We start from the raw sequence: 26,836 nt of genomic DNA on the forward strand, positions 1-26,836 counted from the left end.
GAACGGTTCAGCTTGTTCGAACGTCTCTGGTGACCTGTCTTCGCGCGACAAGCGCGGGCCGCGATGCCCGTGTTCTGCGGGGTCGCGGCACACCGGTCTGAGAGCATGCTCGCCACCACACATCTTGCGCTCATCAACGTCTTCACCGGCGACATCCAGGGCGGCCTCGGTCCCTTTCTGGGAACGTGGCTCGCCGAGACGGGGGGATGGTCGCCGGCGCGGGTCGGGTTCGTCACGACGCTGGTGGGCGTCGGTGCCCTATGCCTCAGCGGGCCCGCTGGCGCCCTTGTCGACCGGTTCGGGCGGCCCCGTCTCCTCATCGCCGCCGCCTGCGCCGCCATCCTGGCCGGCACGCTGCTGGTCTTGCCGGCCAAGTCCTTCCCGGCCGTGTTCGCCGCCCAGCTCCTGGCGGCGGCCGGCGGCGTGCTCCTTCTGCCTGCCGTCACCGAATTGACGCTCGGCATCGTCGGCAAGGACCGCTTCCCGAAGCAGCAGGGGCGCAACCAAGCCTACAACCACCTCGGCATCCTCGTCGCGGCGGGGCTGATCAGCTTCGGCACTGTCCAGTTCGGACCCGCCGTGGCCTTCTGGGTGCTCGGGGCCATGGCCGTGCTCGCCATCGCGGCCAGCGTGACGACCCCCGGCCACTGCTACAACGGACGCCGCGCGGTCGGCTGGAAGGAGGACGATCCGGACGACAAGCCGGAACGGGCGGCCACCCGCAGCGTGCTCTCGAACCGCAAGCTGATGGTGCTGGCGGTGGCGCTCGCGCTGTTCAACCTCGGCAACGGCGGCATGCTGAGCTTGCTCGGGCAGAAGCTCGTGGCGGCCGGCGCGGACGCCACGGCCTGGACGGCCCGATACGTCATGGTCGCGCAGCTGGTCATGATCCCGGTGGCCCTCTTCGCAGGCTCGCTCGCCGACAAGCGCGGGCGCCGCAAGATCCTGCTGGTCGCCCTGGCTGCGCTGCCGGTGCGTGCAGCCCTGTCCGCCTTCATCGATGACCCGGTCTGGCTCATCGCGGCCGAGATCTTCGACGGCGTGGCCTCGGGCATCGTCGGGGTGGCCGTGCCCGTGGTGGTGGCGGATCTCACCTGGGGCTCGGGCCGCACCCAGACCGCGCTCGGCACCGTCAACGCCGTGCAGGGCATCGGCGGTGCGCTCTCCGCCTGGTACGGCGGCTTGGCGCAATCCGTGCTCGGCTGGACCGGCTCGTTCCTGGCGCTCGGCGCACCCGCGCTGATTGCCCTCGCCCTGGTCGTCTGGCTCGATGCGACCAGCGAGCCGGGACGCCGGACGCGCAGGCGCGAGCGCTCGGCCGGGCGCTTGCAACCTGCCTGACCCGGGGCGCGACGGGCCCGCACCCGCGAGCGCCGGCATGCCGGAGCCCAGCTCTTAGGCGAGGCGTGCCGCCAAGGACGCCGGGCGATGGCTCTGGAAAGCCACGCGAACGAAGCCCGTCGGGGCAGCAGACGACCGAGGAGGGCTGCGGACGCACCCTCCGCCGCGCAATGCGCAACCCGGATGGTTGCGGGCCACCCCCGCGGGCACCTTCGGCGCGTGTCGAGCCAGGCTTAGAGGGCAACGGGCGCGCACCGAAGAGGCGCAACGGGCAGTTTCTCAGCTGGCCGCGAATATTCGCCGCGTGAGCGGTTTGGGGTATTCTCGCCCGGCGGCTCCGGGGCGATGTCCCATTCGATCAAGCCGGGCTGGCTTATCTGATGTCAACTACGCTGCTTGCACCGACTCAGGCTTGCAACAGGGGTGGCCATGTCCTCTTCTGGGATAGGAGGAGCGCCGGGAACCGCCACGCGGCCCTTGGGAGGCGGCAGTTCCGGTGCGAACGGGCAGCCGCTTCCTGTTGCCTTGGGTCGTCCGGGGGTGAAGCAGGCGATCCACGCCACCCTTGTCGAGCTCGGTGCCGATCCGGGCGAAATCCTGGCCGAGCTGAAGCTCGACCCCGGTCTCTTCGACGGCGGCAAGCGCGTCCCCTATGCAGACCTCAACCGCCTCATCACGCTTGGGGCCGACCGGACGAAGTGTCCGCATCTCGGGCTGCTCATCGGCCAGCGCGCGTCCCTGGGGTCGCTGCGACACCTCGGCGTGCTGATGCGGCACTCGGAGACCGTTGGCGACGCCCTGCGCGCGCTCGTCTCGCACGTCGGCACGCAGCACTGGGGGGCGGTGGTCGTGCTTTGCGTCGACCGCGAGGTCGCCGTCCTCAGTTATGCGCCGTATGGTCCGGACGCCGATTGGGCGGCCGTCCATTCGGAGCGCGCGCTCGCCACGATGGCCAAAGTTCTTCGGGCGCTGCACGGAGCCGATTGGGCTCTGCAGGAGGTCCTGCTGCCGCGCTCCAAGCCCCGCGACGCCATTCCCTACGACCGCTTCTTCCAAGCGCCCGTTCGGTTTGATCAGGAAGTCGCCGCCCTGGTTTTCTCGGCCAAACTACTGGAGCAGCGTGTTGCCGGGGCAAAACCGGTTGTCTGCCGGATGGCGGAGGACCGCATTCGCCGTCTTGAGGCCGACCAAGCGTCCAATTTGACGGATGAACTTCGTCAATACCTTGGGATCCAGGTGACCCGGCAGCGCTGCAAGGCGGAGCGCGTGGCGCGCCTACGGCTCGTGGACCGCCGCACCCTGAGTCGTCACCTGAGGGCTGAGGGCACAACCTTCAGGCAGCTGGCCAACGAGGCGAAGTTCCGGGTGGCCAAGCAGCTGCTCGCCGACACCACCATGAGCGTGACGCAGATTTCGGAGGTCCTGGGTTTTTCCGAACTCGCCGCGTTGACACATGCTTTTCGGCGCTGGTCGGGCACGACGCCGAGCGCGTGGCGGCGCGCGAACGAGCCGGCGGACGTCGTTCAGCCCGTCGACACTCAGACCCCGCCAGGAAAGCCACAGATTTCATCCAGCATAAGCCTTCTTGAAGTGCCGCCGTCCGGCCGCCGGCCGCCTCCTGCTGACGCCTTAGCAAGGCGCTCCCCAGAACCGGTGGCCGCCGTTCGGAACTAGGACATACGTCGACCGATGGCCAAGGTTTTCACCATCAATTCTGGATTTGTACTGTTGTGTGTTGCTGCCTCGGCATACCAATCACCGGAATCTACGGCGAATAATACGGGGACAATAGGTAATTTTTATTACAAGATCGACAAACAATACGATCAAAACAAGTGCGGTCGGGTGAGCGCGCTGCTCGCGTCCCGGCTGTCCGCGCATTACGCGTGCAAAAACATCGCCTTGCCGCGTGGTCACGGGAAGCACTGTCGGAGCAGGACTGGTCCAGAGTTCAAGCTCTTCGATACGCTGGGAGCCTGTGAACAAAACAGAAACAGCCGAAGCGAACAAGAATTTGAGCGATGATTTGCTTGGCACCCACACGCGTCATTGCACGATGCAGATCTTCCATGAGAAAGGGCGCGATGGAGACTGCGAGCATCTTGGGAGCCGCCTTGCTCTATCCAGGCCTCGCCATATTGGCTGGAATGCCGAACGCATCGGCGGCTCAGGGCGGCCTAACGGATTATCAGGGCGCCTGGGTGTTGGACGGGCGCGGCTGCGAGGATGTCTATGCCTCGGATGGAAAGACGCCAGCGTTTAAGAAGCCGGTCGACATCTTTGCACCTGCTTTCATCGTCTCCGGCAAGCGGCTGAGGACTCCGATGGCGACATGCCAGATCAAATCGGTCCGGCGGGCCGGGGACCGCCAGCGTCTTCTCCTCGACTGTACGAACGCCGTTGCCGGTAACGCGGTCACGGTCCTGATGGCGCCTGCGGGCGGGGTTATCACGCGCTACTACGACGTTCGGGATACGACAGGGGTCGGCTACCGGCGCTGCTCGCGGTGAGGCGCGCGAGATCAGGGGCGTCGATCCGGCAGTTCAGGCCGTCCGGGTCCGAGCAGCGCCGCAGCGATCAGTGACGCCGACGTGCGTGTCCGGTCGGCGGCAAGAGCCCCGTGGTCGCGCAGTCTCGGCCGATAGAGAACCTGCCGGTTTTGCCTCGGTGCGCCAAGCCGAAGACAACGCCCCTAGCAACGGCGATCCACCCGAGTGCGGCGGGCATTCAGCTCCGCACCGGTCCACGGCGCTTAGGCAGACGTGAGCGCGCCGAACCAACATAAGCTCACACTATTCCGGCGGTCGAAATCGCGCCGAGGCGGGTCCCGCGTAGAGGCGGCCGTCAGGACCGAACGCACCGGCGAAGGCCTGACTCCCGGTCGTTTCCGCGCAGACGAGCTCATGCTCGGAAGCCTCCGTCACCGCGCACTCCGAACTTGCGGCCAACGCCCCTGGGATGAGCCGGAAGTCGCCGCGCTCCGGTGCCGCGAAGCCCGGATTGCCGGCGCGTCCGTGGGACTCGATCCCGTGTTCGCGCTTGAGCGCGATCGGAAAACCGTTGCTGCTGACGTCGTAATCGAAGGCGCTCGCGAGCGCCGGGAGATCGCGTCCGGACGCGTCGACGGGCAGCCACCGGAAGCAATCGAAGAACGGCAGCGTTCCGGTCTCGCCGAGATAGCGGGCGAGACCCTCTCCACCGACGACGCCGCGTCCGCAGGTGCTCGCATCGAATGTCTCGGGCCTCGGCCGGCACAGCTCCCTCTTGTAGCCGGGCACGCCGTCCTCGCAGAACAGCAGGGCGTTGTTCCAGTGCCTGAGATTGGCGGCCGGGCCGATCCCGGTCACGGGCGAACGCAGGTACCAGCTGTTGTTGAACAGGTAGATCGCCCCGCGCGCCGCGTAGCGATAGGTCCCGGGCGGGCTGTCCCGAGGCGGAAGCGCGAGCTTGACGACGCGGCCCTGGAGGCTTGCCTCGCAGATCTGATCGAGCGGATCCATCCAGGAGACCTCACCGGCCGGGTCGACGCTCTCGACCCCGACGGGCAGCCAGCGGGCGCGTGCGAAGTCGTAGCGCCGGTCGAGCTTCGGGTCGAACGCACCATCGGCGGCCGGTTTCAAGACGGGGTGGCGTGTGCAGGGCGGCGGGAACGGTGAACGATCCGGCAAGGCGGTCGCGGGGACGTCGTCGAACCAGCCGCGATTGCCGTAGATGTAGATCGGGCCGCCCGCCATGTCGTCGAACGAGAACCACGCATGGGCATTGACGATCCGGTTGCGGTAGATCCGGACGTCCGTCGCCCAGGTCTCCAGCTCGACGGGGTTGTCGCGCACGTAGGCGAACAGGTTGTCGTAGATCCAGACATCCTGATTGTAGGGGCAGGTTTCCGGCGAGAGGTCCGAGGCCTTGCGGTCCTCGCAGGCGGCAGCCTTCAGCCGAACGCCGTTATAGGCCGAAGCGACCGTGTTGCGGCGGAAGATGATCGGCCCGCGCACGTCGGTTCCGCCGAGCAGCGCGCCGTTGAAGTGATCGTAGGCGCCGTGGTGGCCCGCGCCCCACGGGATGCTCCGCCAGAGCAGGCCCGGGCAGCCCAGCGCGCGGGCGCGGCCGTCGGCGCAGCGGAACGGACCATCACGCCTCAGGGAAGCGGCGTCGTAGCCGCTCGCGTCCTGCACCCATGTCACGTCCTCGACCACGAGCGAGTCGGCCGGGCGCTCCCGGCTGCCGCGTGCCGCGAGACCGTAGCTGCTCCCGATCACGAGGGAGCGACGCAGCGTGACGCGGCGACTGCCAATCGCCCGGACGGCCGCGAGCCAGCACCCGTCGAACGTCAGATCCTCGATCGTGACGCCGTCCCCCCGGTCGATGTCGAGGCAGGCTGCCTCCGCAAGCCGTCCGGCACGGCCGATCGGTATGGCGAGCCGCGAGCGGCGGCTGCGCGCCCGCTCGCCGGTCGACGCCGGCGTGGTCAGGGCACCGAGCAGGTCCGAAGCCTGGGGGGCCGCAAGGGCCGTGGCGAGGCCGCCGCAGGCCTGCTCGACATCGTCCTCGGGCATCGGGCAGCCGCGGACCTCGTCGACCGTGCGTCCGACCAGTCGCGTGCGCCCACCGAGGCCCTTGATCAGGATCGGCGGCGCGTCCCGCTGTCCCAATCCGGACAGCACGATCCGCCTGGCGTAGAGCGCCGCGACGGCGGGATCGGGACTGTCGGCGAGAAGCTGGACAACGTCTCCCGGGCGCAGGTCCCGCATCGCCTCGGTCGAGAAGGCCTGCGTCTGCGGGCTGACCATCCGGCCGTCCGCGTCGTATCCCGGTCCCGACCCTGCGGGCGTGACGTAGATCGTCCGCGCCAGGGCGGCCTGAGGCCCCAGGCAAAGCAGCCCTGCCGCGAGCAGGCGCCGCACGCGGCGGCCGCCCTGGAGCACGTCGCGCCGGGCCGGCGGATGTCTCATGGCGGCGTCCGCCTTCACCGAAAGCCATCGTCGGCGCCCCGACGCTCGGGGCGGCCCGGAGAAGCGATCGACCGGCCCGGGTCCGGCGCGCGGACCCGGTAGCGGCGTCGGACAATCACTCGGCCGGGACCTGCTCGGCCGCCTGCACGTTCGCCTTGGCGGCGCGCGTGGCAGCCTCGTAGGCATCCCGATACCCGCGCGCGACGGCACGCACGCCGCGTCCGATATCGGCGTAGGCCTCGTCGGGCAGGTTGGCGAGGGAGACCCGCAGGGACCAGTCGGGCGCTTCGAACCCGCCGCCGTTGAGCAGCACGATACCGTGGACCTCCGCCAGCCGGAAGGCGAGGTCGAGCGGATGGACGTTGCGCTTCAGGTAGGCCACGGCCTCCTCGCCGATGTTCTTGCGCGCCCAGAACTCGAAATCGATCAGCCCGTAATAGGCATCGTAATTCGGGTTGGGCGTGATTTGGAGGCCGAGCCCCTCGATCATCGACCAGGCGCGCCGGTTGACGATCTCCATGCAGGCATCCTGATAGGCCTTGTTGTCGTCCATCAGTTCGGCGAGCGAGAACAGGCTCATCATCACCTGCTGCGGCAGGGAGAGGCCGGCGGTGTGGTTGAGCGCGATGTCGCGACTGTCGGCCACGATGCGGTCGATGAAGTTGAGCTTGCGCGGCTCCAGGGTCAGCGGCCCGTAGCGCCTGTCGAGATCGGCGGTCACGTCGGGCGGCAGCTTCGCGATGGCCTTGTCGAAGATATTGTCCTCATGGATCGCAATCGCGCCGAGCCGCCAGCCGGTGCAGCCGAAATATTTCGAGAACGAGTAGACACCGATGGTGTTGTGCGGGAGCTCCGCCATCAGCGACCGGAAGTCGTGCACGAACGTGCCGTAGACGTCGTCGGTCAGGATCATCAGATCGGGCCGCTTGTCCCTGACCAACCGGGTGATCTTGGCGATCGTCTCCGGGCTCAGCGCCATCCCGGTCGGGTTGCCGGGATTGACGACGAAGAACGCCTTGACCTTCGGATCGAGCAGCTTGTCGATCTCGGCATCCGTGTACTGGAATTTGTTCTCCTGCGGCGCCTTGATGTGAACCACGTCGAGGGCATAGTCCTCGAGATGCGTCATCTCGAGATACGGCGTGAAGATCGGCGTGCCGAGAGCGATCGTATCGCCCGGCATCAGGAGCCGGTTGGCCTTGAGGGACTTGAACAGGTAGCACATCGCCGCCGTTCCGCCCTCGACCGCGTAGAGATCGAACCGGCCGGGTGGCTTGCGCGACCCGCACATCGCCCACATCAGGTATTCGTGCACGATACGCTCGTTGTGGACGAGCATACGATCCGGGACGGGATAATTGTCACCGACGATCGAATCGACGAGTTCGTGCACGAAGGCGTCCGGCTCGAAGGCGAACGTCTTGGTCGCGTAGGGAACGAGGGCTGCCAGGAAGTCGGCGCCGGGCTGATCGGTACGCGACTGCAGCCAGGCCGCGAGCCTCTCCGCGCTTCCGGTCGCCTGCGGCATGCCGCCGAGCCCGGCCGGGTGAGTCATCACGCGCCGGCTCTCGCTCATTGCGAATTGGCCGAGGAGGAAGAAGGCGTCTCGCGGCGTCGTCGCGACCCAGTTCGGATTGCCCCGCCCCGCATTGAGGAAGGCCGATTGTGTCCGGCGCGACGTCGACTTAGCCAGCTTGATCAGTTCGTCCTTGATCTCGAATGGGCTAAGCGACTCGAAATCTCGTAGATCGAACGATTCTGCCATGACAATACTCCCCGTCGCGGGTTGTCTCAGGAAAAGGCGAGCACGATCACCATCCCGTAGATGGTGAGCACAGTGTTGCCGATGGCGTAGGGCATGCCGTAGCCCAGGGCCGGGATCTTGCTCTTGGCGGCTTCCTGGACCATGCCGAGGGCCGCCGTGGTGGTCCGCACGCCCGCGCAGGCGCCGAACAGGATCGCCGGGTCGAACTTGAAGATGTACCGGCCGATATAGACCGACAGGACCATCGGGATGGCGGTCGCCAGGGCACCCCAGAGAAGGAGGCTCAGGCCCACGGCCTGAACGCCCGCCACGAAGCCCGGACCGGCGCTGATGCCGACGACGGCGATGAAGATGTTGAGGCCCAGCGTATTGAGCAGCCAGAGGGCCGGTCCGGGGATACGCCCGAAGACCGGGCGGATGGTCCGCAGCCAGCCGAGCACCAGACCGGCCAGCAGGGCGCCGCCGGAGGTCGACAGGCTGATCGGGATGCCGCCGAGCTTGTAGCTCAGGGCGCCGACGAGGCCGCCGAGGACGATGCCGGCGGCCAGGAAGGCGATATCGGTCGTCTCGACCGTCCGGTCCGGGTAACCGAGATGCTTGATCGCCGCTTCGACGTGCCGCCGGCCTCCGGCGAGCGTCAGGATGTCCCCGCGCAGGATCTCGGTCCGCGGCAGCACGGGGATCTCGACCATGTTGCGCATGATCTTGCGCAGATAGACGCCGCGTGCCCACTCATGGCCCGCAAGCGCCTCCAGGGTCATGCCGGCAACGGCTCGGTGCGTGACCAGGACGTCGACAACTTCTGCCGGAACATCGAGGAGTTCCCGGTCCTGAACCTCCTCGAGCATGGGGTTGAGGCTATCGACGAGGCGCTCGCGACGGCCGGAGACGGCCACGACGTCGTCCGGCCGCAGCATGGTCTCGCCATCGGCCTCGATGATCTGATCACCGCGTCGCACGCGCTCGACGAAGACGCGCATCCCCGGCCAGATATCCCGCACCGGCCGGCCGACGATGCTGTCGTCGTCCGGCACCCGGTACGCCCGCAGCTCGATGTGCCGGATGGCCGAGATGAGGCCACCCTCGCTCACCTGGCCGCCCATCTTCTGTTCGTAGTCCTTGCAGGCCTTCTCAAGATCGACGCCGATCAGTTTCGGCCCGAGCTGCGCCAGGATGATCGCCGACCCGATCGTGCCAAAGATGTAGGTGACCGCATACCCGATCGGAATCTGATCGAGATAGGTCTTGGCTTGGTCGGCCGGCATGTCGAGCCGCGCGATCTGGTCGGATGCGACGCCGATCGAGGCCGAGATGGTCTGCGAACCGGCGTACAACCCCGCCGCGTAGCCGAGATCGAGGCCGGCGAGCTTCGCGCACAGGACCGGTGACAGCAGGCAGAGGACGAGGACGACGAGGGAGAAGCCGATCTGCCTCGGCCCCTCTTTGGTCAGGCCGCTCACGAATTGCGGCCCGACGCCATATCCGACCGCGAAGATGAACAGGATGAAGAAGGTCGATTTGACGTTGGGTGAAATGGCGATGCCGAGTTGACCGATGGCAACCGCGGCGAGAAGGGTCGCCGTGACATTGCCCAGGCTGAAGCCCCCGACTTTCCGGGGACCGACCGCAAACCCGATCGCCAGAGACAGAAATATCGCCAACTCGGGATAGGTTTGAAAGGTCCTGACGAGCCAATCGGCCATGGGAGGCGTCCCTATCTGGCCGCTCGCCCTCGCTTCAGCGGCACCGGGCGCGCGGATGACAGCTGCCAATCTTACCGCGACAGCCAACACGCTGCGTCGCGGCGCGAACGCTTGGGCGAAGCGCTGAACATTCGGATCTTTAGCGAAACGGATACATTTCGCTTGATCGCATGGGACAAATCTCTACTCGAAAGGTCTAATTTTCGTTGGCCGACATTCTGCTATGTTGGGCGGCCGGAAAGCGGTTATGTTCGCGACGGCCAATGAGACGTGGCGCAGCGCTCGACCGGACAGGTCCCCCGAAACGGGGCGTGCATCCGCAGGTCCGATGAGCGCCTTGAGACCGTAACCCGGCCGATCCGACCCCTGACGGACCTCGCATCGGCCGGGTTGCCCTCGATGGACATGGCACACGCCCCCCAGGCGATCCCGACATCCGAATTCAGCAGTCGGGGCCGGAACGGCAACAGGCCCGGGCGCGACCGGGTCGGGGTGATCCGCGGGGTCTTGCTCATGGCCGCCACCCTCCTGTCGGTGGCGGCCGCCCATGCCCTGCCTGTGCCGCACGGCCGCGATCGTGTCGTCGTGGCTTACGTGCCGCCAAGCGACCCCGCGCATGGCGAGATCTACCGGGCTCTGCGGCGGCGGCAGGTGCTGGAGCGGCTCGGCGCGGTCGTTCGCCTCGTGCGGCTCCCCCGTCGCCTGACCCTCCGGCTGACAGGGTGCGCGGGCGAGGCGAACGCTTGGTACGATCCTGACAGCCGCGCCGTCACGATGTGCTACGAACTGGTCGCGGGCATCGTCGCGCGCGCGCCGCACGAGGCCTCGTCGGCCGGCGTCACCCCGGAGCAGGCGATCCGCGGGCCGATCGCCCAGATCCTGGTGCACGAGACCGGACATGCCCTGTTCCACCTGTTGCGCGTCCCGATCTTCGGACGCGAGGAGGATGCGGCCGACCAACTCGCCGCCCTGCTCCTGCTCCACCTCGCCCCCGCGCAAGCCCGGGATCTCGTCGGCGGCAGCGGGTCCTTCTTCGCGATGCTCGGGCGGCAGGAAGCGGTCGACACAAGCCGTTTCGCCGATGTGCACGGCCTGTCGTGGCAGAGATTCTACAGTCTCGCCTGCCTTGCCTACGGCTCCGATCCGCGGCGCTACGCCGACATCGTCGCGAAGGGCTATCTACCGGCCGATCGCGCCACGACCTGCGGCGATGAGTACAAACAGGTCGCGTACGCGTTCAGGCGGCTGATCGGGCCGCACCTGCGCGTGCGCCCGCATCGCGGCGAACGCCTGCGGCGCGCGTGGCAGGCGCGCCAGCCGCGATAGAGCAAAGACCAATACGGGGCCGGCGACCGCCGTGCCCAGGTCGACGGAATCCGTGATGCTGGCGATGGTCTCGTCATCGTCCCCCGTCGGGCCGGCAATAAAGGTCACGTCGTCCGCGCTGACGCCGCCGCGATCGACGGACACCCGGATTGCGGTCTTGAAGACGCCTGGCGTCCGTCCGGTCGGCCCTCGTCTCAGGGTCTGATCACCGGGAGCTGCCGGATATCCTCGCGCGTGGCGCTGACGGTCAGATCATTGTCGCGCTGATGCAGCCGTGGGACCGGGATGCCGATCTCCCCGCCCCCGAGCCATCGCCGGCGGGCCACGACGGCAATCAGCGTATGGCCGTCCTGCGAGACCCGGACATCCCGCACACGCCCGACGGCGAGCCTGTGATCGGCATGGAGCCATCGTCCCCGGAGTGTCGGGATCAGCGAGGCCGCGGCCATCTGCATGCGCGAATCCGCTTCGACCGAGACCAGCGAGCGGGTCTCCTGCGCGTGCGCCGCGGTGACGAGCACGGCGAGGGTGCAGGCCGCAATGCGAGCGGGGTGTCGCATCCGTTGTCCCTCCCCTAACCCGAGCGAGGCTTTTCGTTGTCTGCGGGGCCGTTCACCTCCGCGCGCTTCGCCTTCCGCCAGGCACTCGGCGCCATCCCAGACCAGCGCCGAAAGGCATGCGTGAAGGCGGCAAGCTCGGAGAAATTGAGGACCACCGCGATTTGCGTCAGGTTCAAATGCGTGTCGGCCAGGAGCTGCTTGGCCACCGCGAACTGGGCCTCGTTGGCGAGCTGGCGGAAGGTTGTACCCTCTGCCTTCAGGCGACGGCTCAGGGTGCGGCGGTTGACCAGCCGCAGGCGGGCGATCCGCTCCGCCTTGCAGCGCTGCTTGATCACCGTGGCGCGGAGATAGTGGCCGAGGTCATCGGTCAGCTTGGAATGGGGAGCCCCCTCGATCGGGCCGATCCCGTCTTCCACCCGTCGGCGAACGGCCGGGTCCGCGCCCGCAATCGTCTGCTGCAGGAGCGCCGTCGGGAAGACCCAGTCGGCCCTGTCCCGATCGAACCGGGCGGGTACGTGGAAGCGCTCGGCCAAGGCCGCCTCCGTCAAGCAGAAGCCGCTGCGCGACGGGGCGGACAGGGGCATCATCGCGAACTCCAACGCCAGCTAATCCGACCCGTCGTTTCTTGCTTGATCGAACAGGACACCGGAACAGCACCGATCTTGGCGAGCGCCGGCCCGATCTTCATCGATGCGGAGCGAGAGATTTCTCGCGACGATACTATCCTTACCCCTATGAGGATTGGCGGGATGCATCAGGAGCCGCTGAACAGGAAGAGTTCACGCGTCGTCGAGGCCGTGCCCTCGGCCCATCCGGCTCGGATTGCGCACCCGGACGACACCGCATTCACCCAAGACCGCGAGAGGTGAAACGCGGAGGACGGCGCCAGCGGCCTGCGCTCAGTACAGCTCCGGCACGAAGCGCCGGTCGCGCAGCGTGTCGTCGTATGCGTGCTTCTTGCAGCGCTTGGGCAGGGTCACCGGCTCGGGCTTGAGCTTCCTGTAGGGGATCAGATGCAGCAGGTGCGCGATGCAATTCAGCCGCGCCCTGCGCTTGTCGTCGGAGCGCACCACATACCACGGGAGATCGTCGGAATCGGTTGCCGCGAGCATCGCGTCGCGAGCGCGGGAATAATCATACCAGCGCCGATAAGATTCCAGGTCCATCGGGCTCAGCTTCCACTGCCGCAGCGGATCGCTGATGCGGGCCTCGAAGCGGAGCTTCTGTTCCTGGCGGCCGACCTCCAGCCAAAACTTGATGAGCTGAATCCCGCTCCCAGTGATGAACTGCTCGATCTGCGGACAGAGGGTCAGGAAGCGACGCTGCTCGGCCTCGCTCGTGAAGCCCATGACGGTCTCGACGCCCGCGCGATTGTACCAGCTGCGGTCGAAGATCACGATCTCGCCCGCAGCCGGGAAGTGCGCGATGTAGCGCTGCAGGAAGAGCTGGCTCTTCTCGCGGTCGGACGGCGCCGGCAGAGCGACGACTCGGAACACGCGCGGGCTGACCCGCTCGGTGATCGCCTTGATGGTGCCGCCCTTGCCGGCCGCGTCGCGGCCCTCGAACACCACGATGATCCGCGCGCCGGTGGCCTTCACCCAGGCCTGGAGGTGACAGAGCTGCACCTGGAGCTTTCGCAGCGCGCGCTCATAGGCTTTGCGCTTGAGCCGGCTGTGCTCGAGGATCGGCTCGGCGCCGGCGGACCTCTCGGCGAGCAGCACCTGATCGGTCTCGTCCATCTGGCCCACCTTCCGCTACTCGGCCGGCAGATGCTCCGGCGTGCCGGCGGGCACCTTGGGCGGCGCTGCCGGATGATCCGTGTCCTTCCCGCGGCCCAGAAGCCGCCACGCCCGCTCGCGCAGGCCCTGGAACACGACGTAGAGCGGCGGGATCACGAAGATGCCGAGGAACGATGCGGCGATCATGCCGCCGAACACGGGCGTTCCGACATCGCGCCGGGCGAGTTGCGAGGCGCCCGTGGCGATCACGAGCGGGAGGAGCCCGAGGATGAAGGCGAAGGAGGTCATCATCACCGGGCGGAAGCGGAGCCGCGCGCCTTCGGTCGCGGCCTCGCGCAGCGGGACGCCCTTGTCCCGCTGCTCCTTGGCGAACTCGACGATGAGGATGCCGTTCTTGGCGGCCAGGCCGATCAGCACGACCATGCCGATCTGTGCGTAGAGATCGAGGGTCAGATTGCCCCAGACCATCGCCGCGTAGGCGCCGACGATGCCGACGGTCACGGAGAGCAGCACGGGCACCGGGATGGTCCAGCTCTCGTACAGGCCGACCAGGAACAGGAAGGCGAACAGAACCGCGAAGGCGAGGATGATCGCGGTCTTGCCCTCCGCCCGCTTCTCCTGGAAGGCGGTGTCGGTCCATTCCCCGCCGAAGCCCGCGGGCAGCGTGCGCGCGGCGACGGCCTCCATGGCGGCGAGCGCCTGGCCCGAGGAGACGCCCGGCGCGGGGCCGCCCTGCACCGTCACGGCGCGGAGGTTGTTGTACCGGATCAGCGCGGGCGGCCCGACGACGATGCGGGCCTCCGCGAGGCTGCGCAAGGGCACCATCCCGCCGTCCTTGTTGCGCACGTTGATGCGGTAGATGTCGTCGACCTTCTGGCGGTCCGTCGCCTCGGCCTGGACCTGGACCTGCCATGCGCGGCCGAACAGGTTGATGTCGTTGATGTAGTAGCCGCCGAGCGAGGCCTGCAGCGCCTGGAACACGGCGTCGAGCGACACCCCGAGGATCTGGACCTTGTTGCGGTCGATGTCGAGGTAGACCGAGGGGTTCGTCGCCGAGAACGTGCTGAAGACGCGATTGAGCTTCGGCTCCTGGTTCGCCGCGACGAGGAGCCCGCGCAAGACCTGTGCGAGCTCCTTCGGATCGCCGCCGCGCAGGTCCTCCAGGACATAGGCGAAGCCGCCGCCCGTGCCGAGACCGATGATCGGCGGCGGCGCGATCGGCACGACCGTGCCGCCGGGGATCTCGCGGAAGCGCTGGCCGAGCCGCGCGATCAACGCCGCCGCGCCGTCGTCCGCGCCTTTCCGCTCCTCGAAGGGCTTGAGCGTCACCACCTGGAAGGCGGCGTTGCCCTGCGAGTAATTGTCGATGAAGTTGAGGCCGACCACCGTGGTCGTGTCCGCGACCGCGTGCTCCTCGCGCAGGATCGCCTCGGCTTTGGCTGCGACCTCCGAGGTCCGGTCGACGGACGCCCCCTCGGGCAGTTGCACGACCACGAAGAACGCGCCCTGGTCGTCCTCCGGCAGGAAGCCCGTGGGCGTGATCTTGGCGAGTTCGACCGTGCCCCAGGCCGCCGCGAGCGACAGCACGACGCCGATGATCGACAGGCGGACGATGCGGGCGACCGCCACGCCATAGCCGTCGCGCACCCCGTCGATCGCGCGCATGACGAAGCCCATGATCCCGCGGCGCGGGCCGTGGTGCGGGCGCAGCAGCACCCCGCAGAGCGCGGGCGAGAGTGTCAGCGCGTTGATGGCCGAGAGAAACATCGAGACCGCGACCGCCACGGCGAACTGGCGGAACAGCTCCCCCGAGATCCCCGGCACGAAGGCCACCGGCACGAAGACCGACAGCAGGACCAGGGTGATCGCGATGATCGGGGCCGTGATCTCGGCCATGGCCCGTTTGGTGGCCTCGCGCGGGGAGAGGTCGGGATGCTCCTCCATGACCCGCTCGACGTTCTCGACGACCACGATGGCGTCGTCGACCACGATGCCGATGGCGAGCACCATGGCGAGCAGCGAGACGGAGTTCGCCGAATACCCCACCGCCTTCAGGGCGATGAAGGTGCCGATCAGGCTGACGGGCACGGCCAGCGTCGGGATGAGCGTCGCGCGAAGGCTGCCGAGAAACAGGAACACCACCACCACCACGAGCACGAACGCCTCGATCAGGGTCTTCTGCACCTCGTGGACGGTCTCGGTGATGAAGGCCGTCGGGTCGTAGGTGACCTTCCACTCCAGCCCCTCCGGGAAGGAGGCGGCGAGCGTCGCGACGCGGGCCTTGACCTCCTTGAGCGTCGCGATCGCGTTGGCGCCCGGCGATTGGTAGATCGCCACGACGGTCGCCGGGCTGCCGTTGAGCCGGGTCTCACGGTCGAGGCTCGCCGCACCCAGTTCGATCCGGGCGACGTCGCCGAGGCGGAGCAGGGAGCCGTCCGGGTTCGTGCGCAGGACGATGTTCTGGAACTGCTCGGGCGAGGTGAGCCGTCCCTGGGTCTGGATGCTGAGCTGAAGCTGCTGCGCGTTGGAGATCGGCCGGGCACCGATCCGCCCCACGGGCGCCTGGACGTTCTGCGCCTTGATCGCGTCGATCACGTCGCTCGTGGTGAGGTTGAGCCCGGTCAGCTGGTCGGTCCGGACCCAGGCCCGCATCGCGTAATCCTGCGGCCCCCACAAGGTCGCGTCGCCGACGCCGGGCGTGCTCTTGATGCGGTCGAGCAGGTTGATGGTGACGTAGTTCGAGATGAAGAGCGGGTCCTGGACGCCCTTGGGCGAGTAGACCGCGAGCACGCCGAGCAGGGCGGACGACTTCTTCTTGACCGTGATCCCCTGCTTGCGAACGTCCTCGGGCAGCTTGGCCAGGGCGATCTGGACCCGGTTGTTGACGTTGACGGCGTTGATGTCCGGATCGGTCCCGAGCTCGAACGACCCGGTGAGCGTGTAGCTGCCGTCGTTGCCGCTGACGCTCTTCATGTAGATCATCTTGTCGACGCCCACGACCTGCGACTCGATGGGCTGGGCGACCGTGGATTCCACCACCGCGGCGGCGGCGCCGGGGTAGGTCGTCGTCACCGAGACCTGCGGCGGCACGATGTCGGGGTATTGCGCGACCGGGATGGTGAACAGCGCCAGGGCACCGGCGATCGACGTGACGATCGCGATGACGATCGCCAGGCGCGGTCGGTCGACGAAGATCGCGGACAGCATGGCCTCAGATCCCGCTTGCCGACTGGGCGATCGGGTTCGCCCGGACGGCGATCCCGGGCCGCACCCGCTGCAGGCCATCGACGATGACCAGTTCGCCGCCCGACAGGCCCTCGTCGACGATGGCATCCGGTCCGGTGCCGCTGGAGCCCAGCTTGACCCGCCGGATCACGGCCCGCCCGTCCTCGACGACGAAGACGTAGACGCCGCCCTGGTCGGCGATGAGGGCAGCCTGGGGCACCATCACCTTCTCCACCGGCGCCCCGGTCTGCAGCGCGACCTTGACGAGCTGGCCGTCCCGCAGGGTGCCGGCCGGGTTCGGCATGCTGGCGCGCACCAGCACCGTGTCGGTGGTGCGGTCGACGCTGATGTTCACGAAGTTGACCCGGCCGGTCTGGTCGTACGTCGAGCCATCGGAGAACTGGATCCGGACGGCGATCTTGCTCCGGTCCGGCTGGACACCGCTCTGCTGCACCCGGAGGAATTCGCGCTGGCTGACCGGGAAGGCGACGTACATGGGATTTTGGCTCACGATGGAGGTGAGCACCCCGCTATCCGGTCCGACCACGTTGCCCTTCGTGACGCTGGTGCGTCCGATCCGGCCGGCGATCGGGGAGAGGATCTTCGTGTAGCCGAGGTTGATCTGCGCCGTCTTCAGGCTCGCCTCGTCGCCCATCACGGCGCCTCGGGATTGTTCGAGGGCGGCGCGCGCCTGGTCACGCGCGACCACGGTGCCGGAATTGCGGTCGAGGAGATCCTGCGCGCGCTGAAGCTGGATCGCCGCGAGCGTCTCGGCTGCGCGGGTCCGCTCCAGCGCCCCCTCCGCTTGACGGACGGCGGCCTCGAAGAGGTCGGGCTCGATCCGGTAGAGCGGCGCTCCGTCCGCGACCAGCTCGCCCTCCTTGAACAGGACAGCGTCGAGGTACCCCGTGACCCGCGCCCGCACCTCGACGCGGCTCACGGCCTCCACCCGGCCGACGAAGTCGAGCGCCGTATCGATGGCTTTCTTCTGCGCGGCGACGGTGCCGACGGGCAGCGCCGCCGCGGGCGCCGTCTCCGCGGCGGCGGAATGCGATCCTGCGGTCAGCAGAGCGAGGATGAAGAGACAACGCGACCAGCGGAACATGACCGTCCCTCGCCCGGAGAATCCCCCTCGTATCCTTGCAGATTACGTCTGCCCGGCTTGATCGAACGGGACAGGCGGCCGTCCCGCCCGGAGCGATCAGGCCCCCGGTGGCACCTCGGAACCCGAGAGCATCAGCGCCCTCAGCTTGTCGCGGCCGAGCACGCGGCCGAGTTCGCGCCACGTGAAGTAGGGGACGAGCGCGATGGCCATGATCACCGTCATGACCGCGAGGCCGCGCACGCCGCCGCCGCCGATCACCGGCAGGGCGTCGGCGAGGCTATGGCCCTTCCACAGATTGATCGCCGATTCTTCCGCCGCGTAGGCACAGACCAGCAGCAGGGCAAAGCCGGCGGACCGCAGCGCGACGGGCAGGATCAACGGCCGACCCTCGAAGTGCGGACGGGCGTCGAGCCCCTCCGCCACCAGCATCACCTTGGCGAGCATCCAGGCGTTGACGAAGGCGAGGCCGTAGAACTGGGTGCTCAGGCCGTGCCGCGACAGCACCACCGATTCGTGCAGCACCAGCACGCCGAATACGACCCACAGATAGATGAAGATCGTGGCGATGCGTCTCGCCTCTTGGGACACGCGCCGTCCGATGCGTCGCCAGCGATCCGTCGCCCCAGTCTTGCGGACGATCGCCGGATCAGCGGGCGTGCCCATCCGCTCCTCTCCTGCCCGACCGTGATGGGTCGTCCGATCTCGAACGCCGTGAGCGGCGACGCATGATCATCGGCAGCCGCCCGTCCCCTACGCACGCGCAGCAGGGCAGCAGCTCGGCCTTGTCGAGCGACAATACGCAACGGTCATTCCGATCATAGGCCAAAACAATCGGCCCAGGAATGCACTTCTGCCTCGTCTATAAAATTTAATCTGAAGCAATCCAGGCCGATCGAATCTACCGGCACGCGTCTCGGACAGGAATCGGCCGTCAGTCCTGCTTCCGATTCGGCCGGGCGGCCTCGGCCCGGAACCATGGCGGGTGTCCCTTTCGATCAAGCGTACCGATCCGGCCTAGATTAGAAGTCGAGCCAATCTACTCGAATGGTGGAATGTTCATCTCTCCGCTTTGGCCCGCGACAAGGCTGGGCCGGCCGTTCCATCAACAAGGAGGAGCCGATCTCATGAAGCGCTTCATCATTGCTGTCTCTGCCGTCACCGCCCTGATCCTCACCAGCGCCGCTGCGGAGGCACGCGGCTTTGGGGGTGGCGGCTTCCGGGGCGGCGGCTTTCGCGGTGGTGGCTTTCACGCAGGCGGCTTCCGAGCCGGCGGTTTTCATGGCGGCGGGATAGGAGGCTATCGCGGCGGATACCGCGGTGGTTATGCCTACCGCGGCGGTGTCGGCCGCTACGGCGGTGCCTATGCCTATCGCGGTGGCTATGGCCGCTACGCACGCCCCGGATACGGGGCCTACGGCTATCGCTATCGGCCGTATGGCTATGGGCTGGCGGCCGCCGGCGTCGGTGCCGCCGCGGCAGCGGCGGGCTACTACGGAGCGACGTCCGGTGGCTGTGGCCCGTACCAATACTGGGACGCCTACGCCGGCGTCTGCCGCCCGAACTGAAATCAGCCGCACGTCCGGCGATACCGCGCCTAGAACGCCGACCTCCGGCGTTCCGCATCATCCCGTCACGTGATCCGATGAGGCGTCCGTCATGCGAACCAGGATCGCTGCCCTATGTCTCGCCGCCGCCGGATTGTCGTCCGCACAGGCGCAGGACTTTTCGAGCACGCCGCCGCTCCTTGTGCACGGCAATTACTGCGGCCTTGGCAACCGCGCGCCGCTTCCCCCCGTCGACGCGCTGGATCGCGCCTGCGCGCGCCATGATGCGTGCACGCCCACGGGCGGATTGCCGTCCCGGCCCTGCAATCTCCGCTTGTCGCGGGAGGCAGACCTGATCTCCCGGGATCCCCGCCAGCCCGACGACGTTCGGGCGGCGGCCGGGTTCATTGCGTTCAGCGCCGCGACGATGCCGTTCGACCCGGCGCCGCGGGCCGTGATGGTCGTGGCGCCCAGTGTCGCCGGCCCTTATGTCCGCCACCGTGTGCGCGTCGGGTACGACTACTAGCCTCCGGAGGCGTCACCCGAGGGCCGTCATCCAAGAGCGGTCACGCAGGCGCGGACGGCCGGCGCCGGCCGGGCTGCCGCTCAGGGTTGCGTAGACGGTGCCGTGGGCGTCCGGAGCGCCCCGTAGCGGGCAATGGCCATACGGGCGTTGAACAACAGGCGGTCCGGGCCGAGTTCCCGGTCCAGGCCCGCGCGCCGCAACATCCGGAGCACGTCCGGGTTGCAGCCTACGAGCCAGACGCTCACGGCAGCGGACCGTACGCCCTCCTGCAGCATCTGAAGCGCTGAATACTCGATGTCGGGCACGCGGCTGAGGTCGAGAGCGACGACGTGCGGCTTGTGCTCCTCCATCAGCGCCCGCATCCGGTCCCCGACGGTCTGGGCGTTCGCGAAATACAGACGGCCCTCCGGACGGAGGATCAGAAGGCCGTCGAAGGTCTCATCCTCGGGATGGTCGCGTGACTGTGGACGCAGAACGTCGGCCCCGGGCTTACGGACGATGATCGAGATACGGGGCTGAGCCGTCTGGAGGGCGAGGCCCAGGAACGACAGGACGACGGCCACGACGATCCCCTGGAGCGTCCCGAAGGCGAGGACGCCGATTGCCGCCGCGACGGCCCAGCGAAACTCCATGGAACGGACCGTATAGATGGCGCGGAACTCCGCCGGCTGGATCAGGCTGGCCGAGTACACGACGACGATCGCCGCGAGGGTCGCCTGCGGCAGGAGGCCGAGGATCCCGGCGAGGAACAGCATCGTGGCGAGCGCGGCGACGGCGGTCGCGAGCGAGGTCGCCTGCGTCCGGCCGCCGGCGGCGCGAACGACGCTCGTCTGCGAAGTCCCGCCACCCGCCGGCATGGCGCCGAGCAGGGCTCCGCCCAGGTTTGCCAATCCGGTCGCGACCAGTTCGCGGTTGGCATCGACGGGCGGATCGCCGGGGCCGACGAAGGCCCGTGCCGCTGCGATGCTCTCCGTGAAGCTCATCAGGGCGATCCCGACCGCGCCCGGCAGGAGCGCGAGGACGAGTCCGGGATCGGGCACGGTCAGGGACGGCAGGCCCTGCGGGATCGGCCCGACTGTGGAGACGCCCCGCGCGCCGAGGTCCAGCACCCACGAGGCGGCGATCGCGGCGGCGGCCACGACCAGGGGCGCCGGCGAGTGCGGCTTCAACCGTTCCATGCCGATGAGGATGGCCAGCGTCGTGCCACCGACGGCCAAGGTTGGCAGAGAGATCTCGGGGAGGTGGCGGACGACGCTCGCCAGATCGGCGAAGAACGACTGCTTCGCGATATGCAGCCCGAGGAGCTTGGGGGCCTGGTCCAGCAGGATCACGAGACCGATGCCGGTCTTGAAACCCGTGAGCACCGGCACGGAGATGAAGCTTGCGATGAAGCCCAGCTTCAGGAGCCGCGCCGCCAGAAGCAGCGCGCCCACAAGGGCCGTCAATGTCGCCGCGGCGACCGCAAGTCTCGCCGGATTGCCGTCCGGAACCACATTGCCGAGTTCGGCCCCGGTCAGGATAGCCAGCGTCGTCGTCGAGCTCACGCTGAGGACGCGCGACGAGCCAAGCAATCCGTAGACGAGCGGCGGCGCGAATGCGGTGTAGAGCCCCACCGACACCGGTAGTCCGGCCACCGTGGCATAGGCCATTGCCTTCGGCAGGACGACGGTCGCGGCCGTGAGCCCCGCCACGACGTCGTGGCCGAGATCCGGTGACACACGGTTCCCGTCAGTTCGCAGCGCCGTGCCGGGATTTCTCATCGGAACCCCCGTCTTCAGGGCACACAACCGACTGTAGCACCGTTCGGGAGAGTGTTGCGGGGTGAAGACGCGGCGACGTCTAATCTGTTTTTCGCGTCGGCTTTGAAAGATCGACGCCGGACGGCGCCCGGAAGCTGGCCCTGGCCTCAGAACGCGTCTCTCTCCATCAGGGCCAGGGTTCGTCGCAGGATCTCGAAGATCACAGCCGTCGACCAGCCGAACAGCAGGATCCCGTTCATTGCGGCAACCGGGCCGAGGAGTCGCCAGCGTTCGGCCGGAACGATGTCTCCGTAGCCTAGCGTTGTATAATTGACGAACGCGAAGTACAGGAAGTCGGATCCTGCCGGTGCTATGCGGATCACTTTGTAGATCGCGGCCCAAATCGCAACTTCAACCGTATGCGCCGCCATTATGACGCACACGGCTGACGACATGATGCGCCACAGGGTCACGCTGCTGTAGCCGCGTATGGCGCCGTGCACACGAACCACCTTCAGGATGATGGTCATCATGAAGGCGTGGATCGTGATGCTGCACACGCTCCCGAGCGCGCCGACCGCGAGTTGCGCCAGCATGTCGTTCCCCCGGAATCGATGATACTTGAGCACGCGCCAGGACAACAGTCGATCATGATGGCGCGCCATCGCGGTCCGGAGCCGCTTGCCCGGCAGAGCGCAACGGACACGTCAAGCGGCTGAGGGCCGGGAGGAGGCATGCGCAAATCGGCGTTTCCTGTCGGTCGTGAGGCATGGCTCACCCTCGGATTGGTGCTCGTGCTCGTCGTCACCGCGGCGGCGGGGATCCATTTCACCCGCGCCACGACCCTGACTCTTGCGGTCGCCCCGAACGGCGGGACCGAGCCGGACTTGCTGCGGGCCTACGCGGGCGAACTCGCCCGCAGGAAAACCGGCGTCCAACTCAGGATCCTGGACTTCCCCGGGGTCCGCGAGAGCGCGGAGGCGCTCAGAACCGGCAAGGCGGATCTGGCGGTGGTCCGACCGGACGTCGCGATGCCCGGGAACGGCTTGACCCTCGCGATCCTGCGGGAACTCGCGGCCTTCGCGGCGGCGCCGGCGGAATCCGGCATCGGGAGCATCCCGGATCTGGCGGGTAAACGTCTGGGCATGCTGGCCAGCCGGGATGCGGACAGGATGCTTCTGCGGGACCTGATCACCCGCGACGGGCTTGAACCGCTCACCGACGCCCCGAACGGCACCGTTCCGCCGCAGGCCGTTCTCCTCGTGCCGCTCGAGGAAGCGGACGTGACGGCCGCGTTCGGCGACGGGCGCATCGACGCGATGGCGCTTGTGACGACGGCCACCCTTCCGGCGGCGCGGCGGCTGGTCGGCTTCGTCCGCGCGGCGAGTGGGGACGGTACGGTCGTGCTTGTCGGCGTGCCGGACACCGCCGCGGTCCTGGCACGATGGCCGCGCCTCCAGTCGGTCACGGTGCCGGCCGGGCTGTTCAGCGGCAACCCACGCCTGCCGGCCGAGGATGTCGCGACGGTCGGCTCCTCCTACCGGTTGATGGCGCGCGCCAGCCTGTCGCGCAGCGTCGCCGCCGAGGTCACGCAGCATCTGTTCGAGATGCGCGCGGCTTTGGCCGAGACCGTACCGGCCGCCGAGGCGCTCACCTATCCGGCCTATGAGGACACGGCGGATGCCACCACCGCCCGCCTGCCCATTCATCCGGGTGCCATCGACTATTACGAGCGTGAGCAGGAGACCTTCATCGAGCGCTACGAGAGCTGGATCTATCTCGTGGCCATCCTGGGCGGCGGCGTCTGCTCGACCATCGCTTGGCTGCGGCAGCGCCTCGGGCGCATCCGTCGGCAGCGGATCGAGGTCGCGACGACGCGCCTGCTCGCACTCCGCTCGACCGCCCGGCGGGAGACCGACCGGAACCGTCTGGACGCCATCGCGGCTGAGGTCGACGACCTTGCGGCGAGCATCGCCCGTCACGCCCTGAACAGACCGACGGAGCCGCGGCTGCTCGGCGCCGCCACGGTGGCGATCGAGGCCGCGCGCTCGACGGTCCGTCGCGCCGCGACGCGCCCCGATCAGCCGGCCTGCTGACGGAAGTTCGACGGAGACCTCCCGGGTGACAGGAACGATCGGTCTCGCTGGGGTCAGCGAGGCTTCGCAGGCGCGCGACGCAGGACGTGGGGGTCGACAAAGGTCTTTTGGATCTGTCGGACATGCGCGCGCGTGACCGGCTGGCGCTCGCCCAGGATCTCAGGGCGAAGTGCGCGTCTGGACCGGGATTCCGACACGCGTCGGCTTCGGACCGATGAAGACGCGGGCGAAGCGCGCCGACCACATCGCCAGGACGGTACCGGCGTTGAACGGCGTCTGCCACCCGACCGATCCGGTCCAGTACGATCACCGGCTCTGCCGCATCCATGTCGGGGAACTCTGGGGGATCGTCCTGCCGCGCTCGCCAAGCTCAGCGGCGGAGCCGACAGGTTTCGAGGTGCCGGGTTCCTCCTTCGGGAGCCCCTGACAAGAAGGCCGATCGCGACACGAGCGGTGCCGCCGACTGCACGACAGGGATCCGAGGCTGCGGCTATGGTGCCGCGACCTGGGAGGTTCATACGATGCGGTTCTCGATCCTGTTTCTCGCGGCCGGTCTGATGGCCTGTGGCCTCAACGGCGCGCTGGCACAGCCGGCGGGAGATGGCGTCGCCGACCTCGGCAGCTATGCCGCCCGTGTCGAGATCCATCCCTTTGAGAGCCTGACGCTGACCGACCGGCAGTTCCTGACGGGCACGTCGGAGGGGGCCAAGCCCGTGATGGTCACAGGTGTCCTGCGCATCGCCAAAGCGGGGACGGAGCGTCTGCCGACCGTGATCCTGATGCATGGGTCCGGCGGCCTGAGTGGTAACATCGAGTTCTGGCAACGGGCGCTCGCTGCGCGCGGCATCTCGACCTTCGCGCTCGACGGCTTCACCGGGCGCGGCCTGACCTCGGTCAATACCGACCAGAGCCTGCTGTCACGCACGAACCTGATCCTCGACATCTACCGGGCCCTGGGGGTGCTCGGGAAACACCCGCGCGTGGATCCGGCACAGGTCGCCGTCATGGGCTTCTCGCGCGGCGGACAGGCGGCACTCTATGCCAGCCTCAAGCGGTTCGACGCGGCCTGGAACAGGTCAGGCCTCACGCCGTCCGTCTTCCTGCCGGTGTACCCCGACTGCTCGATCCGCTTCCAAGACGACACCGCGACGGTCGGCCGGCCGATCCGGATGTTCGGCGGCAGTGGCGATGACTACAACCCGGCCGCGACCTGCACCGCCTACACCGAGCGGCTCAAGGCCGCGGGGGCCGACGTCAGCCTGACCGTGTTCCCGGGGGCCCAGCACGTCTTCGACAACCCGGCGGGCCCGCCTCAGCCGACGGTGGCCAAGGGCGCGCAGACGGTCCGCGCCTGTTCGCTCCACGAGGCAGCGGACGGGGTGATCGTCGAGGGGCCGAAGGACACGCCGTTCACCTATGCCGCTCCGTGCGTGCAGCATGATCCGCATATCGGGTCGGACGAGGCTGCCCGCGTCGCGACCCTGAAGGGCGTCACGGATGCGCTCGGGGCCGCATTCGGACGGCGCTGAGACCCCGCCGGGTGTCAGGCGGCTTCGCGAACCCGCTCCGCGGCCCGATCGATCGCCGCGACGACCTCCCGCGGCGCGAGATGCTGGATCATGTGGCCCATGCCGGGGACGACGACGAGCTCGCTGTTCGACAGTTCGCTGTGCAGCCGCTTCGACTGTCGGTCGACGTCGGCGATCTGGTCGTCGCCACCCACGATGATCACAACCGGGAGCCGCAGGTCGCGATAGTGCTTCTCAAGCTCGACAGTCACAGGCGTCATGAGGGCGGCGTCCTCCGCCGAAGCGCGCAGTTGCAACGGTCGTAGCATCATGGCCTTCGGGAATTCGCGGTCGAAGCGCTCCGTGACGTCCGCCGGTGCGAACATGGCCTTGATCATGGCGGGCTGGAGGATCCGGCCGACCACGGGCGATACCGTATGGCGCATCAGGTCGCCGATGCCCGGGATCGCCGCCGGAGACGAGAGCATCACGTCGGCGCGCAGCGTCGGGTAGTAATAGCCGGACGCCAGGACGAGGCTGCGGACCAGCTGGGGGGCTTGGAGCGCGAGCGCGACCGCGACCAGCGCACCCCAGGAATGCCCGAGTACGATCGCTTGCGTCACGCCGAGTTGCTGAAGCGCCTTTTGGAACAGCGTGGCGTGGGCGCGCGGTGTCCACAGCGCCCGCGGGCGATCGCTGTAGCCGTAGCCGGGCCGGTCGATGATGATGACCCGGTAGCGCTCGGCGAGCGCGTCGACGATGCCGCTGACCAAGAAGTCATGGATCATCATGCCGTTGCCGTGGATCAGGACCAACGGCTCGCCACGCCCCCGCTCGACATAGTGCAGCCTCACCCCGTCGACGTTCAGGAACTGGCCGATCGGCGGGGTCTGGCGCTCGGCCTCACGCGTCTTCGAGGCGGCGTAGAGCGCTGATGCGGCAAGCGCGGCCGCGGACCCGATGAGCGTCGGCGCAAGCCAGCGACCCGTGGAGGAAGAGCGTGTCATGCGGTGATCCTGGTGGAGTGCGGGACATGCTCCTCGATCAGCTGGATCGGTCCGAAGTCATGCCATGGGATGTTCGCGGGGGCGGGCTCGATAGACGGCACTACGGCAGTGCGCCGATCATGCCTTTGGCCTGGGTCATCGTGTCTTCGCACGCACGCTGATGGCCCTGGCGATCCTCTGCGACCGCTCGGTCGAGCAAGCGCCGGGCATCAGCCACGTGCGCCGACGTGGGGATCATCGCGGCATCGCTGGGATCGCCGGCTGGTGCAGCGGCGAGAGCCTTCGGCGAGTGGCTGCTGCGGATCGCATGGCCGTCCTGAAGTCCGGCGACATGAACTGCACCGGCGCTGTCGAGGCGACGTTCGATCGTGCCGATCTGCTCGGCGCAGGAACTGGCCTGGGCGGGCAGCTGCACGAGGCCGAGCAGAAGGGCCGAAATCGCCAGGGAGAATTCGAGGCGCATGGAGATGTCCTTTGTGCTGCGAGGCAGCGATCCGCGGCGCCAGGCTGAAGCCGCGAACGACGCGGCTTGAGGGGCGGCACGCCCGTTCGCCTTGGGCGAACGGGCGTGCAAATTGCTGCGGTGCAATATGACAACATCCGGGTCGGGCGAATGATCCGACGCGCACGGAGAAAGATCGCTGCGATCGATCGATGGTCATCCAGCGATCGGATGAACAGCGGCCGAAACCTACGACGG

Annotated in this window: 23 protein-coding genes; 10 read left to right on the forward strand and 13 right to left on the reverse strand. The window is 67.9% G+C overall.

Features of this window, described 5'->3' with window-relative positions:
- The first annotated feature begins 105 nt into the window (after nucleotides 1-105).
- The 4 genes from JOE48_RS13255 to JOE48_RS13270 all read left to right on the forward strand — a co-directional run bounded on the left by JOE48_RS13255 (nucleotide 106) and on the right by JOE48_RS13270 (nucleotide 3,851).
- Nucleotides 106-1,341: an MFS transporter gene (locus tag JOE48_RS13255; protein WP_210030372.1), complete on the forward strand. Its 1,236-nt coding sequence runs from the start codon at nucleotides 106-108 to the stop codon at nucleotides 1,339-1,341.
- A gap of 540 nt (nucleotides 1,342-1,881) precedes the next feature.
- Entirely contained in the window at nucleotides 1,882-3,015 is a 1,134-nt protein-coding gene (locus tag JOE48_RS13260; protein WP_312893191.1) for an AraC family transcriptional regulator, read from the forward strand.
- Nucleotides 3,016-3,030: 15 nt separating this feature from the next.
- Nucleotides 3,031-3,366, forward strand: coding sequence for a hypothetical protein (locus JOE48_RS13265; RefSeq protein WP_210030375.1), 336 nt, complete (start codon nucleotides 3,031-3,033; stop codon nucleotides 3,364-3,366).
- 44 nt (nucleotides 3,367-3,410) lie between these two features.
- Nucleotides 3,411-3,851 (forward strand): hypothetical protein, encoded by a 441-nt coding sequence (locus JOE48_RS13270; protein WP_245252816.1) that lies wholly within the window; start codon nucleotides 3,411-3,413, stop codon nucleotides 3,849-3,851.
- A 282-nt stretch (nucleotides 3,852-4,133) separates the two neighbouring features.
- Here the strand turns inward: JOE48_RS13270 and JOE48_RS13275 are convergent, their stop codons facing one another.
- The 3 genes from JOE48_RS13275 to aspT all read right to left on the reverse strand — a co-directional run bounded on the left by JOE48_RS13275 (nucleotide 4,134) and on the right by aspT (nucleotide 9,761).
- Nucleotides 4,134-6,293, reverse strand: coding sequence for a hypothetical protein (locus tag JOE48_RS13275; RefSeq protein ID WP_210030378.1), 2,160 nt, complete (start codon nucleotides 6,291-6,293; stop codon nucleotides 4,134-4,136).
- Nucleotides 6,294-6,408: 115 nt separating this feature from the next.
- Entirely contained in the window at nucleotides 6,409-8,058 is a 1,650-nt protein-coding gene (locus JOE48_RS13280; RefSeq protein ID WP_210030379.1) for a bifunctional aspartate transaminase/aspartate 4-decarboxylase, read from the reverse strand.
- 26 nt (nucleotides 8,059-8,084) lie between these two features.
- Nucleotides 8,085-9,761: an aspartate-alanine antiporter gene (aspT, locus tag JOE48_RS13285; RefSeq protein WP_210030381.1), complete on the reverse strand. Its 1,677-nt coding sequence runs from the start codon at nucleotides 9,759-9,761 to the stop codon at nucleotides 8,085-8,087.
- A 405-nt stretch (nucleotides 9,762-10,166) separates the two neighbouring features.
- On the opposite strand from aspT, the gene JOE48_RS13290 reads away from it, so the two are divergent.
- On the forward strand, nucleotides 10,167-11,087 hold the full coding sequence (locus tag JOE48_RS13290; RefSeq protein WP_245252817.1) for a DUF4344 domain-containing metallopeptidase: 921 nt from the start codon (nucleotides 10,167-10,169) through the stop codon (nucleotides 11,085-11,087).
- A gap of 194 nt (nucleotides 11,088-11,281) precedes the next feature.
- Here JOE48_RS13290 and JOE48_RS13295 read toward each other — a convergent pair whose 3' ends face one another.
- From JOE48_RS13295 to JOE48_RS13320, 6 genes are all read right to left on the reverse strand, one after another.
- The gene (locus JOE48_RS13295; RefSeq protein ID WP_210030385.1) at nucleotides 11,282-11,647 is read right to left on the reverse strand and encodes a PRC-barrel domain containing protein; all 366 of its coding nucleotides are present in this window, start codon (nucleotides 11,645-11,647) and stop codon (nucleotides 11,282-11,284) included.
- A 14-nt stretch (nucleotides 11,648-11,661) separates the two neighbouring features.
- Nucleotides 11,662-12,234, reverse strand: a complete 573-nt coding sequence (locus JOE48_RS13300) for a helix-turn-helix domain-containing protein (RefSeq protein WP_210030387.1) — start codon at nucleotides 12,232-12,234, stop codon at nucleotides 11,662-11,664.
- A gap of 312 nt (nucleotides 12,235-12,546) precedes the next feature.
- Nucleotides 12,547-13,386, reverse strand: a complete 840-nt coding sequence (ppk2, locus tag JOE48_RS13305) for a polyphosphate kinase 2 (RefSeq protein WP_210030388.1) — start codon at nucleotides 13,384-13,386, stop codon at nucleotides 12,547-12,549.
- 15 nt (nucleotides 13,387-13,401) lie between these two features.
- Nucleotides 13,402-16,593 (reverse strand): efflux RND transporter permease subunit, encoded by a 3,192-nt coding sequence (locus JOE48_RS13310; protein WP_210030390.1) that lies wholly within the window; start codon nucleotides 16,591-16,593, stop codon nucleotides 13,402-13,404.
- A 4-nt stretch (nucleotides 16,594-16,597) separates the two neighbouring features.
- Nucleotides 16,598-17,716, reverse strand: a complete 1,119-nt coding sequence (locus tag JOE48_RS13315; RefSeq protein WP_210030392.1) for an efflux RND transporter periplasmic adaptor subunit — start codon at nucleotides 17,714-17,716, stop codon at nucleotides 16,598-16,600.
- A 96-nt stretch (nucleotides 17,717-17,812) separates the two neighbouring features.
- Entirely contained in the window at nucleotides 17,813-18,379 is a 567-nt protein-coding gene (locus tag JOE48_RS13320; RefSeq protein ID WP_210030394.1) for a hypothetical protein, read from the reverse strand.
- Between the two features lie 461 nt (nucleotides 18,380-18,840).
- Between JOE48_RS13320 and JOE48_RS13325 the strand changes: the two genes are divergently transcribed.
- Together JOE48_RS13325 and JOE48_RS13330 are read left to right on the forward strand one after the other, a co-directional pair.
- A complete protein-coding gene (locus tag JOE48_RS13325; protein WP_210030397.1) occupies nucleotides 18,841-19,281 on the forward strand; it encodes a hypothetical protein in 441 nt (146 codons plus the stop codon).
- A gap of 91 nt (nucleotides 19,282-19,372) precedes the next feature.
- Nucleotides 19,373-19,786, forward strand: coding sequence for a hypothetical protein (locus JOE48_RS13330; RefSeq protein WP_210030398.1), 414 nt, complete (start codon nucleotides 19,373-19,375; stop codon nucleotides 19,784-19,786).
- Nucleotides 19,787-19,866: 80 nt separating this feature from the next.
- On the opposite strand, the gene JOE48_RS13335 is transcribed toward JOE48_RS13330, so the two are convergent.
- A complete protein-coding gene (locus JOE48_RS13335) occupies nucleotides 19,867-21,504 on the reverse strand; it encodes a SulP family inorganic anion transporter (protein WP_312893192.1) in 1,638 nt (545 codons plus the stop codon).
- Between the two features lie 188 nt (nucleotides 21,505-21,692).
- Nucleotides 21,693-22,190 (reverse strand): potassium channel family protein, encoded by a 498-nt coding sequence (locus JOE48_RS13340; RefSeq protein WP_312893193.1) that lies wholly within the window; start codon nucleotides 22,188-22,190, stop codon nucleotides 21,693-21,695.
- Nucleotides 22,191-22,259: 69 nt separating this feature from the next.
- Here JOE48_RS13340 and JOE48_RS13345 point away from each other — a divergent pair, with 69 nt between their 5' ends.
- The 3 genes from JOE48_RS13345 to JOE48_RS13355 all read left to right on the forward strand — a co-directional run bounded on the left by JOE48_RS13345 (nucleotide 22,260) and on the right by JOE48_RS13355 (nucleotide 25,150).
- Entirely contained in the window at nucleotides 22,260-23,621 is a 1,362-nt protein-coding gene (locus JOE48_RS13345; protein ID WP_210030400.1) for a TAXI family TRAP transporter solute-binding subunit, read from the forward strand.
- Between the two features lie 169 nt (nucleotides 23,622-23,790).
- The gene (locus tag JOE48_RS13350) at nucleotides 23,791-24,048 is read left to right on the forward strand and encodes a hypothetical protein (protein WP_210030401.1); all 258 of its coding nucleotides are present in this window, start codon (nucleotides 23,791-23,793) and stop codon (nucleotides 24,046-24,048) included.
- Between the two features lie 94 nt (nucleotides 24,049-24,142).
- Nucleotides 24,143-25,150: a dienelactone hydrolase family protein gene (locus JOE48_RS13355; protein ID WP_210030402.1), complete on the forward strand. Its 1,008-nt coding sequence runs from the start codon at nucleotides 24,143-24,145 to the stop codon at nucleotides 25,148-25,150.
- 14 nt (nucleotides 25,151-25,164) lie between these two features.
- Here JOE48_RS13355 and JOE48_RS13360 read toward each other — a convergent pair whose 3' ends face one another.
- Together JOE48_RS13360 and JOE48_RS13365 are read right to left on the reverse strand one after the other, a co-directional pair.
- On the reverse strand, nucleotides 25,165-26,136 hold the full coding sequence (locus tag JOE48_RS13360; RefSeq protein ID WP_210030403.1) for an alpha/beta fold hydrolase: 972 nt from the start codon (nucleotides 26,134-26,136) through the stop codon (nucleotides 25,165-25,167).
- A gap of 100 nt (nucleotides 26,137-26,236) precedes the next feature.
- Entirely contained in the window at nucleotides 26,237-26,599 is a 363-nt protein-coding gene (locus JOE48_RS13365) for a hypothetical protein (protein WP_210030405.1), read from the reverse strand.
- Nucleotides 26,600-26,836: the final 237 nt, after the last annotated feature.

The organism is Methylobacterium sp. PvR107, assembly GCF_017833295.1.
GTDB lineage: Bacteria > Pseudomonadota > Alphaproteobacteria > Rhizobiales > Beijerinckiaceae > Methylobacterium.